Source organism: Aurantiacibacter hainanensis (genome assembly GCF_036321025.1).
GTDB lineage: Bacteria > Pseudomonadota > Alphaproteobacteria > Sphingomonadales > Sphingomonadaceae > Alteraurantiacibacter > Alteraurantiacibacter hainanensis.
This window is the reverse complement of the sequence record NZ_JAZAPB010000002.1, coordinates 1289159-1300804: the sequence shown is the minus strand read 5'-3', so window position 1 is coordinate 1300804 and position 11646 is coordinate 1289159. Positions and strand designations below refer to the sequence as shown.

11 protein-coding genes are annotated in these 11646 nt (G+C 64.2%); 8 read left to right on the top strand and 3 right to left on the bottom strand.

The annotated features are described in order from the left end of the window. Positions 1-39: 39 nt before the first annotated feature. Positions 40-375 (top strand): PilZ domain-containing protein, encoded by a 336-nt coding sequence (locus tag AAA989_RS13680; RefSeq protein ID WP_338244478.1) that lies wholly within the window; start codon positions 40-42, stop codon positions 373-375. Positions 376-384: 9 nt separating this feature from the next. On the opposite strand, the gene AAA989_RS13675 is transcribed toward AAA989_RS13680, so the two are convergent. Further along, positions 385-1179, bottom strand: coding sequence for an outer membrane protein assembly factor BamD (locus AAA989_RS13675; RefSeq protein WP_338244475.1), 795 nt, complete (start codon positions 1177-1179; stop codon positions 385-387). Between the two features lie 278 nt (positions 1180-1457). On the opposite strand from AAA989_RS13675, the gene AAA989_RS13670 reads away from it, so the two are divergent. The 4 genes from AAA989_RS13670 (at position 1458) to AAA989_RS13655 (ending at position 5348) form a co-directional block, all read left to right on the top strand. Beyond that, positions 1458-1775, top strand: a complete 318-nt coding sequence (locus AAA989_RS13670; RefSeq protein WP_338244473.1) for a UrcA family protein — start codon at positions 1458-1460, stop codon at positions 1773-1775. Positions 1776-1990: 215 nt separating this feature from the next. Further along, positions 1991-2728 (top strand): 2OG-Fe(II) oxygenase, encoded by a 738-nt coding sequence (locus tag AAA989_RS13665; RefSeq protein WP_338244471.1) that lies wholly within the window; start codon positions 1991-1993, stop codon positions 2726-2728. 2 nt (positions 2729-2730) lie between these two features. Beyond that, positions 2731-4416, top strand: coding sequence for a 2OG-Fe(II) oxygenase family protein (locus tag AAA989_RS13660; RefSeq protein WP_338245550.1), 1686 nt, complete (start codon positions 2731-2733; stop codon positions 4414-4416). Then, positions 4413-5348 carry a class I SAM-dependent methyltransferase gene (locus tag AAA989_RS13655; protein WP_338244469.1) on the top strand — a complete coding sequence of 312 codons (936 nt, stop codon included), beginning with the start codon at positions 4413-4415 and terminating at the stop codon, positions 5346-5348. Before AAA989_RS13660 ends, AAA989_RS13655 begins: the two co-directional genes overlap by 4 nt. Before the next feature lie 122 nt (positions 5349-5470). Here the strand turns inward: AAA989_RS13655 and AAA989_RS13650 are convergent, their stop codons facing one another. Both AAA989_RS13650 and AAA989_RS13645 read right to left on the bottom strand, forming a co-directional pair. Then, positions 5471-8410 (bottom strand): TonB-dependent receptor domain-containing protein, encoded by a 2940-nt coding sequence (locus tag AAA989_RS13650; protein ID WP_338244467.1) that lies wholly within the window; start codon positions 8408-8410, stop codon positions 5471-5473. Positions 8411-8653: 243 nt separating this feature from the next. Continuing rightward, positions 8654-9562, bottom strand: coding sequence for a CmcJ/NvfI family oxidoreductase (locus tag AAA989_RS13645; protein WP_338244466.1), 909 nt, complete (start codon positions 9560-9562; stop codon positions 8654-8656). Between the two features lie 109 nt (positions 9563-9671). Between AAA989_RS13645 and AAA989_RS13640 the strand changes: the two genes are divergently transcribed. The 3 genes from AAA989_RS13640 to AAA989_RS13630 all read left to right on the top strand — a co-directional run bounded on the left by AAA989_RS13640 (position 9672) and on the right by AAA989_RS13630 (position 11276). Continuing rightward, complete coding sequence (locus AAA989_RS13640; protein ID WP_338244464.1) at positions 9672-10697, top strand: methyltransferase; 1026 nt, start codon at positions 9672-9674, stop codon at positions 10695-10697. A gap of 93 nt (positions 10698-10790) precedes the next feature. Continuing rightward, positions 10791-10955: a Flp family type IVb pilin gene (locus tag AAA989_RS13635; protein WP_338244461.1), complete on the top strand. Its 165-nt coding sequence runs from the start codon at positions 10791-10793 to the stop codon at positions 10953-10955. A 150-nt stretch (positions 10956-11105) separates the two neighbouring features. Continuing rightward, positions 11106-11276: a Flp family type IVb pilin gene (locus AAA989_RS13630; RefSeq protein WP_338244459.1), complete on the top strand. Its 171-nt coding sequence runs from the start codon at positions 11106-11108 to the stop codon at positions 11274-11276. Positions 11277-11646: the final 370 nt, after the last annotated feature.

The window sequence follows — 11646 nt, the reverse complement described above, 5'->3', positions numbered from 1 at the left end:
GCGCTTACTTTGGAAAGCAATTCAGGAGGTCTGGCCGCGATGTCGGTGCTCACGATCAGGTCATACAAGAGATATGCCGCTCGGCTGCCGATCGAGCTGCGCCGCGACGGCCGCAAGACGGTGTCGGGCCTGCTGATCGAATTGTCGCAGCAAGGCGCCCGCCTCAGCGGACTGGGACGCGGAAAGTACGAGACCGGCGATCAGGTAGTGATCGTCGCCCCCACCGGAGAGGAATACGAGGGCACGATCCGCTGGGCTCACGACGGGCTGGCCGGCGTGCGGCTGAACAGTTCGCTGCACCTGCCGGAAATGCGCGACCTGCTGGACCTCAATCGTCGCGAGCAGACCGGCGTGGACTGGCGCTACGGCACCTGACCGGCTGACCTAGCCCTGCACGCGCTCCGGCGCGTGTTCTTCCATCAGCTCGAAAGCCTTCTCGTACCATTCGGTGCCGGGATAGTTGGCGCCCAGCACGGCCGAATAGCGCTGCGCCTCTTCCGGGATGCCGAGGGCAAGGCTGCTCTCGGTCAGGCGATAGAGCGCTTCGGGCGTGTGGCTGGTGGTCTGGTAATCCTCGATCACGTTCTGGAAGCGCAGCTGCGAGGCAAGCCATTGCCCGGTGCGCTGGTAGAATCGCCCGATTTCCATTTCCTTGCCCGCCAGGTGATCGTTGACCAGGTCAATCTTGAGGCGCGCGTCGTCGGCGTAGGGGCTTTCGGGGAAGCGGCGAACGATTTCGGTGAGCGCCTGCAACGCCTGCTCGGTAATCGCCTGGTCGCGTTCCACGTCGCTGATCTGCTCGTAATAGCTGATCGCGATCAGGTAGTAGGCATAGGGCGCATCGGCGTTGCCGGGGTGGATCGACAGGAAGCGCGAGGCCGACTGGATGGCACGGGTATAATCCCGCGCGGCATAATATGAGAATGCGCTCATCAGCTGCGCCCGGCGCGCCCAGGGCGAATAGGGATGCTGGCGCTCCACCTCGTCGAAGAGGCCCGCGGCCATCGTGAGGTCGCCGCGATCGAGCCTGTCCTTCGCCGCACTGTAGAGCGATTCGACGTCGCGCGCGACGTAGGCCAGATCATTGGGGCCGGTATCGGCGCCGCCGGCACAGCCGGTCAGCAGCATGGCACAGGTGGCGCCAAGCAGCGCGCTACGGGGAGAAAACTTCGCGGTCATGCGTCGCCTATAACTAGGCCTGCGCTGAACGCCAAGTGAAGTGCGCGGCGCTTTGCCGCTTTCTGCGACCGGCGGGTAGTTGCAGTCGAGAACGTCTCGACGTTTGTCGGACTCGGTCTGCCGATCGTCGACCCCGTACGATCTTTGTCGAGTCCAAGCGCAGGCCGGTCGACCATGGAATGCAGCGCCCCCGTGCCTTCTCTAGATAACAATCAGCGCTCCGGCCCAGCCCCCCCAAAGAATTCCCGGGGCCGGAGCTTCACAGAGGAGGAAAGACCATGAAGACGATTTCGATCAAGAGCGGCATCGCCGCAGCTCTCACCGCCGGCGCCCTGATGGCCGCCCCCGCATACGCCGCGAACATCGAAGGCCACAGCGTCCAGGTTCGCTATGCCGACCTCGACCTTTCGACCAAGGAAGGCCAGGAAACGCTGGAACGCCGCCTCGACCGCGCCGCGCAGGAAGTCTGCGGTATCGATCGGCGCACTTCGGCCCAGGCCCTGCCGACGAGCGAATCGCGCAGCTGCTACCGCGAGACGATCAAGAATTTCGAGAGGGAAATCGCCGTCCGCACGGCAGAACAACAGCGCGGTTGAAGCCCGACCCGATTTCTGGATGAACCGATACCGGGTCCCAACCGTGCGTAGGGTAAGATGCGCAACGGGCTAGAGCCAACTAGCGAAAATGGCAAGGTATCGTCTGACCCGCCGTCGAAGAAACCTCAGGGAGGCTTCGCGGCGGGTCTTTTTTGCCACTCTCCCGCGGGCCGGGGACTGGTGCAACATGGCCGCGCTTTCTATAGCCTTGTGCCATGGCCAAAGCCCTTTTCGAACTCAATCCCGATCTCGATCGCAAGTCCCTGGCTGCGCAGTTTGACTCCGCCGGACGCCTGCAGGTCGAAAACGTCCTGACAACCCAAACCGCGCGCGAACTGCGCGAGGTGCTGGCCAACGGCACCGAATGGGGCATCGCGCTCCAGGCCGGTGCCTATGCGGAGCCGAAGAGCTGGCGCGGCCGCGAGGTGCGTGACCGGGCGACCGGGCAGCAGGTGGTGGAACTGGTCAAGGCGACGGACAAGGCTGCGGCGGAGCGTGACTACGCCTTTCGCTGCCACCGCTATTCGCTGGTCGAAGGGATGCAGCAGCAATGGGAGCCAGGCGGCCCGCACGACCTGCTGCTGGAATATCTCAACGCCCCCGATTTCCTGGGCCTGATGCGCGATGTGACGGGAATTCCCGAACTGGCGAAGGCCGATGGCCATGCCAGCTGCTTTGGCCCCAACCATTTCCTGGGCAGGCATATCGACAGCCACGTGGGCGAAGGCTGGCGCGTGGCCTACGTGCTGAACCTGACGATCGACGACTGGTACCCCGACTGGGGCGGATACCTCGTGTTCTACGACGACGACGGCAATATCGAGACCGGCTTCATGCCGCGCTTCAATACGCTGAACCTGTTCCGGGTGCCGCAGGCGCATGCGGTCACCTATGTTCCGCCCTTCGCTCCGCGCGGACGCTATGCGATCAGCGGGTGGCTGCGCGATCGGTGAGCATGTCGCCGGACCAGTATCGCGCCGAGGCCCAGTCGCTCGCAAGCAGCGGCGACCTTGCCGGTGCGCAGCGGGTCTTCGACCGTGCGTGCGCGGATCATCCCGATAACGCGCCGCTGGCCAACAGCGCCGGCAACCTGGCCATGAAGGCTCGCGATGCCAGCGCTGCCGAAAGTGCCTTTGCACGGGCGGCCAGGCTTGACCCGGACAGCATCGACTTCGCGACCAATCATGCCATCGCTCTTTCCGCGCTCGGTCGGCATCGGGATGCGCTGGCAGTCCTCGCCCCACTTGAAAGCGCCGGTGAGCGGAACGCGCGATTCTGCTCCGTACGCGCCAGCGCGGCGCGCGCCGTGGGAGACCTGGCGCAGGCGGCCCGGTGGTACGATCGCAGCATCGCCCTTGCTCCCGGCGGAGCGAAAGCCGTGCATGGCCGCGCACGCGCCGCCCTCGAAAGAGGAGAGGCCGACGCGGTGCAGCGGTTCGAACGCGCCGTCAGCCTCAACCAGTCCGACGCCGAGGCATGGCTGGGTCTGGCCGAGGCGCTGGACCTGGCGGGCGAGAAGGAAAGGGCGCGCGATCTTGCCGAGCAGCTTGTCGCCCAGGCGCCGCAATGGATAGCCGCCTTGCGCCTGCTGGCGCAGGTCAGGCTGGCTGCGGGCGAACCCGATTTCGCCAGCCATTTCGCGCAGGCGGCAAACAAGGCTCCGTCCGATCCCGCCATCCTGCGGGCGCACATCACCGTGCTGGAACAGCATGATCTGTTTGCGGAAGCGCTTGAAGTCGCCGGCAAGGCGGCGGAACGGTTTCCCGATCTCCCCGAGTTTCCACTGCTGCAGGCAAGTTATGCCGGGATCCTTGGTGATGACGCCCAGGCCGAGGCGCTCTTCGCTGACCTGAAAGCCAAAACGCCCGAGCGCTGGCTGCTGGAGGCCCGGTATCGCCTGAGGAGCGACGATTTCGAGCGCACCGGTCGACTGCTGGACAAGGTTATCGAGGCCGAGCCGTGGCACATCAACGCCTGGGCGGTGCGCGACCTCTTGTGGCGACGCAGCGGCGATCCCCGGGCCGAGTGGCTGCACGCGCAGGAAGGACTGGTGCGCATGGTGGAACTGCCCGATGCGCAGCGCGTGCTGGAGCAGGTCGTGCCGCTGCTGCACCGCCTGCATGATGCTTCCGCCTTCCCGCTGGGACAGTCATTGCGCGGGGGCACGCAGACGCGCGGGAGGCTGCTCGACCGGCATGAGCCGCAAGCCGCGATTCTTCGCGATGCGCTGACGGCGGCGCTGGAAGACTACCGCTCCACCCTCCCCCCTCTCGACGAGACCCACCCGCAGCTGCGCCATCGCGATACGCCATGGCTCATCACCGGTTCGTGGTCGGTCAGGCTCTCCGGCGGCGGGGACTTCCATGCCTCGCACCTGCATCCCGAGGGCATTGTTTCCAGCGCGCTGTATTGCGAGCTGCCGCCCCATCTCGGCGAAAACGAGGACCTCGAAGGGCACATCGAGCTGGGACGCCCGCCACCCAAGCTGCGCGTCGATATTCCACCCCTCTACACGCTCAAGCCCAGGGCCGGTTACCTCGCGCTATTCCCCAGCACCCTCTATCATGGCACCAGGCCCTTTTCCGGGGGCACGCGCATGACGGTTGCTTTCGACGTGCAGACAGCGATGCAGGGACCATGAGCAAGGCAGACATCAATCGCGCCTGGGACACCTTCTGGGAACGCCAGCAGCGCAAAGGCCCGCAATCCGGCGGAACAGGCGAAGGCGGGTGCATGCCGGACAGCTGGAACCGGATCGAGCACCAGCGCGCGCAAATCTGGAAGGACTTTGCCAGGAGCCTGCCCAAGGGTGCGCGAACACTGGATCTCGGCACGGGCGACGGGCTGGTGATGGCCCACATGCTGCAGTCACGGCGCGACCTGAAACCGCTGGGCATCGACCGCGCGACCGCGCTGCCCAAACCGCCGCGCGGCGCCAGGATGCGAGGCGGCGTGATGATGGAAGAATTGCCGCTGCCCGACGGCCAGTTCGCCGTCGTCACCAGCCAGTTCGGATTCGAATACGGCGAAACAGATCGCGTCGCGTCCGAGATCGCGCGCGTCTTGAAACCGGGCGGACGGGCTGCGCTGATGACGCACAGGCTGGACGGACCGATCGTGACCCACAATCGCAGGAGGCGCGAGCAGATTGCCTGGGCGCTGGAAGAGCAGCAATTGCTCAAGCTGGCGCGAAACAGCCTGGGTCTCCGCAGCGCGGGAATTGCCGCCCTGCCCAGGCCCATCATCGAAGCGCCGGAAAAGGGCGCCGCCCTGCACGGGCCGAACTCGGCCGCGTGGGAGATTGCCGAGGCGATCCGCCGCACGCTGCATCTCGGGCGACAGGACGATCCCGCCCAGGTCGCCGCCATTCTTGATGAAATCGGCCAGCAGGCGCAGAACGAACTGGGGCGCATCGAGTCTCTGGAAGCGGCGGCACAGGCGGTGAGCGATGGCGCAGCGCTGGTGAAGCTGATGGCCGATGCCGGTCTGGCCTGCGCCGAGCAGCGCGAACTGCATGACGGCGCCTCCGCCGCGCCCTTCGCGGATTTCCGTATCTTCCGCGCCGCCCAATAGTTGCGCCTCGCCCAGCGCGGCCCACGAAGGCCGCCAGCGCGACCTCGCTCCGACAAACAAAAAGGCGGGAGACCCGTAGGTCCCCCGCCTCTTTTCGTTGCGATTTCTCGATCGGGTGTCGCTTAGAAGCGGAACACGGCCGAAGCGAAGAAGTCGCGACCCAGCACGTCGTAGGTCGACGGGTAGGTGTTGGCCTGTTCACCGTTGTTACGGTCGCCGAGCAGCAGCGTGTTGGTGTCGTTGATGACTACACCGTTGGCATTGAACTCCGGCGCGGTCGGCAGGGTGTCGAACAGGTTGTTCACACCGACCGTGAAGGTGACCATGTCATTGTAGTCGTACGACACCGTCAGGTCGATCAGGTCGTAGGCGCTGATGCGCTCAACGAAGTAATCGAAGCTGGGATCGTCATCGTCAACCGCGGACAGGTGGCGCCAGCGAGTCGAGAGGGTCAGCGGACCATCGACATAGCTTGCACGCGACGTCCACTTGAACGAGGCCTGCGGTTCACCGCACTCCACACCGAACTCGCCGGCGCACTCGATCACGTTGGTCGGATCGAGCTGGTCAGGTGCCAGCGCGTTCGATTCCGTCCAGGTGCCGAGGAACGACAGGTTCAGGTCCGAAGCGCCGTTGCCCAGGACGGAGAACGGCAGGTCGAGACCGTAGCTGACCTGAAGGTCGATACCGCTCGTCTCGATGCTCGCCACGTTCGCACCGCCCAGACGGGGCGGATTGGCGCGGGTGAAGGCACCGTTCGAGTCACGCGTTCCGACGAAGCCCGAGCACTGCGGAGCGCTCAGATCCTGAACGGTCAGGAAGCAGAGTTCCAGAGCCGTCTGGGCACTGATCGTGATGATGGCATCGTCGATCGTGATGTCGAAGTAGTCGGCGGTGATCGTCAGACCGGGGATGAAGGTCGGCTGCAGCACCACACCGAAGGTGTAGCTGTCAGACGTTTCTTCGAACAGGTCGGGGTTACCACCGAACAGCGCCTGGATCTGCGGATCAGGCTGCACCACCGGGTTCAGACCGTTGCCGCTGGGCGGAACGATGCCGATGTTGGAGGCCGGAACGCCGTTGGCGATACACAGATCGCGAAGCGCACCGGTCGGGGTCGGGCCACCCACGGAGGTGCCGTTGCCCGCGCAGGGGTCCACCACGCCCGGGAAGCCGACTGCCGAACCCTGGAAGAGTTCGTTCACGTTCGGCGCACGGACCGCACGCTGATACTGCGCACGGAAGGTGATGTCCGGGATCGGAGCGAATTCGATACCGCCCGCGTAGGCCCAGACGCCGCCAACTGCCTCGAGCGAGTAGTCGGAGTAACGACCGGCGCCCGACAGTTCGATGCGCAGACCGCTTTCGGTTTCGAACGGGATGGCAATTTCGCCGAAGACTTCGTTGACGTTGTAGCCACCTTCGGTCGGTTCACCGGCGTTGAAGCCAGCGACGTCACCCGAAGCGAGGAACTCGTCAGGAATGAAGCGAGCGCTCACTTCACGATATTCGCCACCGAGTGCGAAACCGATCGGTTCGGCTGCACCAAGAGCGAAATCACCGAAGGTACCGGAGATCGCAGCCGACGCCACCTGAAGCGCAGAGATGTCGCCATTCTGTGCCTGGATGATGAACGAGTCGGTCATCTCGTCGGTCAGCTGGTTGCGACCGTAGGGGTTGATGAGGATGTCGCCCGTGCCTTCGAGGCCGGCACGCAGACGCGACAGCGAAGCGTTGCCCTGCTGGATGTTGGCGTTACGCGTACGCGAATACATGTAGTACGCATCGTACGACAGGTAGTCGGTAATGTCGCCACGCAGGCCACCGAGCACGCGGAAGGCGTTGCGCTCGTCCAGGTTCGCACGGTTGCCGCCTTCGAGAAGACGACGGTTGAACTGGATCAGAACACGATCGTCGTTCGCCTGGGCACCGGTTTCCGAAGCGTCAAGCGCTGCGAACTGGTCGCGGGTCGCCTGATCGATATAGCCGGCTGCAAGCAGCTCTTCGTAAGGAAGCGCAACGTTGTTCAACTGAACCGGCGTCGGAGCCAGTTCGGAGTCGACGCGGTTGTTGACGTAGGTGACTTCGCCGTAGAATTCGACGGCTTCGGCGATCTCGTAGCTACCATAGCCACCGAGCAGGTAACGCTCTTGCGGAAGCTGCAGGTAGTTGACCGGTGCGAAGTTGTAGAAGTCGGTCGCGCCGTTGTAGCGGCTGATCGAACCCGGCGAACCGAAGAAACCGTTGCCGTTGTTGGCGAACACCGTACCGGTACGGTCGCCATTGCCCTGGTAGGCAATGCGGCTTTCCGGAACGAAGGACGAACCGCCCTGTACCAGCGGGTCACCGCCGAGGTTGAACTCGGAGAACTCGCGCTCGCCCTGGAAGATCGATTCACGGTTGTAGTATTCACCGTAGACGGTCACGTTGCCGCGGCCATCGGCGAAATCGGTGCCGAGAGCGCCGTGGATTTCCCAACGGTCGCCATCGCCGCGATCGGTGATCGCGTACTGGCCACCGAACTCGGCGCCATCCAGCTCACGCAGGCGGAAGTTGACAACGCCGGCCAGCGCGTCCGAACCGTAAACGGCCGAAGCACCACCGGTCACGACGTCAACGGAATCCAGCAGGAACTGCGGGATCGTGTTGAGGTCGACGATCTGGTTGGCATCGTAGAACATCCAGCGACGGCCGTTGACCAGCAGCATGGTGCGGGTTTCGCCCAGGCCACGCAGGTTCAGCGAGGCGGTGCCGTTACCGGGGTTGTTGGAGAAGGAGGTGACGCCGGGCACAACCTGCGGCAGCGAGTTCACGACGTTTTCGACGTTGACCGAACCCGACAGCTCGAATTCCGCGCTGTCGACGACCGCGACGGGCGCGGCGGTGTCGGTGTCACGACGCTGAATGCGCGTACCCGTAACGGTGATGGTGTTGTCCGCAGCTTCGGGCTGCAGGGTCGGATCTTCGGGCTGAGCGTCCTGTGCGAACGCCGGGGAGGCAACCAGCGATCCGAAGATCACGGTGCTCGCTAGCAGCGAAGCCCTCGTCTTGTTGATAATCATTCAAAATGCTCCTGGTAAGAGGGAGAATTCATCGAAAGGCAGACAACCTTTGCGTACGGGTCTTCTGGCCCGATTCCCGCTCTGGTAGTCCAAACTCCACCTTCCTGATGTTGCCTCAAACACGATTGTGCATTGCCACACAACGCCCCTGTGAACAGGTTTCACACGAGAACGTTTCGTGTGACATTTATGAAACAATCCGTGAGGTCAGGCAGTTGCGCAAAGTCCGAAGTCAGCGCACGATTATTCCCAGAACGCGACACTCCGACATTCGATACTTTCACGAATGTTCGGGCGGTCCGCCGAGGCATCCACGAACGCCGAATGCGGGCATCGCCATGTCCTCTCGTGGTCGCTGTCGTGGAACTTGAACAGCAGGACGTCGTCGCGCTGCATGCCCGAGAAATACCACCAGCGGTGGGACGGATGATAGGAGAAGATGGTCGCCGCCATCAATTCGTCCTCGCCCGGCACCGGGGCCGTAAGCGCCTCGCCCTCGGGAAATTCGTCGACGATGATGAGGGTGTTGTCCTTCTCCTCCCCGCCGAAGCTGGTCCGGCCGTCGCACAAGGCCAGCGGCACGTCCTGCGGGGGCGGAGAGAATGTGCGCCAGTGGCTGGTGATGAGGAAACGTTTGAACCCCGGTCCGTCGGGAAAGCACTGTTCGTAGGTCGCGCGCGCCATGCGTTCGGCGGTCGCGGTACTGACATCAACGTGCGCCTCGCCCGCGGGCGGCTGCAGCCCGCCTTGGTGCGTATAGCCTTCGGCCTTCTTGCTGGCGTGTTCGGACAAGTCCGCGCTGGTGCGCAGCATCCAGCCGCGCGCTGCGCATCTGTCGGCACCGGTCAGCCGAACAACGTCGGCCTCCACCTCCCGCTGGTATATCCGCTGCACTTCCTCCCGATCGTGGAAATCGGTCACGGCGCTGGGCGACCTGGCGATGGTGAAGCCGTGGGTGTCGAGCTGGAAATGATCGCGCAGGGGCATGCCGTCGCGAATGATCACTTCATGGTCGGAATAGGTTCCGGTGTTGAGCTCCCTGCCCTGGCTCACGTAGCGCCGCGTCACGAAATCGCCTTCGTCCACGTAGCGCATCATCGCGCGCACCTGCCGCGCGCCGTCTTCCACCGAATTCTCGATTACAGTCGCCATCGTCTTCCTCTCGCGGCCTGTCCTGCCGCCTTTGCGAGGACATGCCACGAGACACTGGCGGGCGGCAAGCGATCCGCTATGCTGCGGCCGGACGAGAGGGAGTATGCATATGGGACCGCTACCGCAGGGCGTGGACGATCGCGCGATCTGGGACATCTGGCAGTCGCAGTTCACGCTGCCGGCCGTCACCGTGGCGGACGAACTGGGGCTGTTTCGCGAGATCGGCAACACGGCAATGACTACGGCGGAGCTGGCAGAGGCACTGTCCGCGGACGAACGCGCTCTTGGCGTCCTGCTGGGTGGCCTTGCCGCGCTGGGGATGGTGGAACTCCGCGACGGACGATGGTCGGCAACGCCGCCTGCGCGCACCTGGCTGCATCCTGACGCGACGGGGTACTGGGGAGGCTTCTTCTATCGCTTTCGCGAGACGATTCCGCTGCACGCCCAGCTGATCGACATGGTTCGGACCGGGAAGCGGCCCGAGAACCGGGTCGCGGGAGGCCCCGAATGGGAACGCGGCACGATGAGCGCCGAGGTCGCCAGGCGCATTTCGGACTTCATGCATGCCCATTCGATGGGGCCGGCCCGCGGTGCCGCCGTGCAGCCGGTGTTCGCGGAGGTGGACCGCCTGCTGGACGTGGGCTGCGGATCGGGCGTCTATGGCATCGAGATCGCGCGCGCCAACCCGCAGATCGCCGTGACCCTGCTCGATCTCAAGGAGATGGTCGCCGAGGCGCAGACCCACGTCGATGCCGCCGGATTGTCCGGCCGGGTATCGACATGCGGGCTGAACATGTTCGAGCAGGAATGGCCGACGGGATACGACGCGCATTTCTTTGCCAACATCTTCCATGACTGGTCGGAAGAGACCAACGCCATTCTCGCCGCGAAGTCCTTCAAGGCGCTGGAACCGGGCGGCCGGATCTTCCTGCACGAGATCCTGATGGACGACGATGGCACCGGCCCCTGGCAGGCCGCCAGCTTCAGCATCATGATGCTGCTGGGTACGCTGGGCCGACAATATACCCTGCCCGAGTTCCGGGCGATGCTGGAAGCCGCGGGGTTCGAGGACGTGCGAGCCTGCCTGAGCGGGGGCGGCTACTATTCGCTCGTTTCCGCCCGCAAGCCGGGCTGAGGCCCGCTACGCAGCGCTCAGGGCAGGCGGTTACCCGTTTGGTAACCCTGGGGTGCTATTCCCTGCCCTCGACTTGGGGGGGGAAACCGACAGATGCGCAGTATCATCACCGACGAATCGGGAGCCACGGCCATCCAGTATGGTCTGCTCGCCTCGCTGGTCGCGGTCCTGCTGGCCGCCACTTTCGTCACGCTGGGCGACAACCTGGCCGATACCTACGACGGCGTCGACGAGGACTATCGCGACGCAGCGAACTGATTTCGCGCCCGATGCTCCATCAACACCGCGTTAACCGCGCCTAGAAACCCCGTTCCTGAGGGGACTGCTAACCGCGCTGATCCATTATCCATGCGCGCTATGTGGCAGTGGGGACCGCCGCGGCGCAGTTTGGAGACTTGAGCAATGCAGATGGCAAAAGCCCTCTTCAGGGACGAAACCGGCGCGACCGGTATCGAATACGGCCTGATCCTGTCGCTCGTGGCCATGGCCGCGATGACCGGCTTCGACCAGTTGGGCAAGGTGGTGGACGGCAGCTTCGGCGAAACCGCCGAGCGCTATGAGGAAGTGACCGCCAACTGATCGCGCTCCGGCTCGTAGGGCCGGACCGACAGCGACGCTCCTTCCATCGGCACTCCGCCCGGCCTCGCCTGGCGGACCGGATCGATTCGCCAGATCACGATCACCGGGCGCCTCCACCCCAGACTGGAGGCCATTTGTCACGCGCGCGTCGTCGCGAGACGGTATCGGGCGAGCCAGGATCGCCTCTGCCGCCCCGAGCGCTGCCTCGGAAGGATGTCGCTTCACGAAATCACGGGAAAATAAGTGAAATCCGCCAGAAGAATTCTGTCCGTGCATGGTCCGGCGCGTCGCTCACGATTTCGACGGCGTTAACTATTAGGGATTAGCGGCGACATTTTCGGTGCGCTGCTCTTGTCTTTTCGAAGAATTA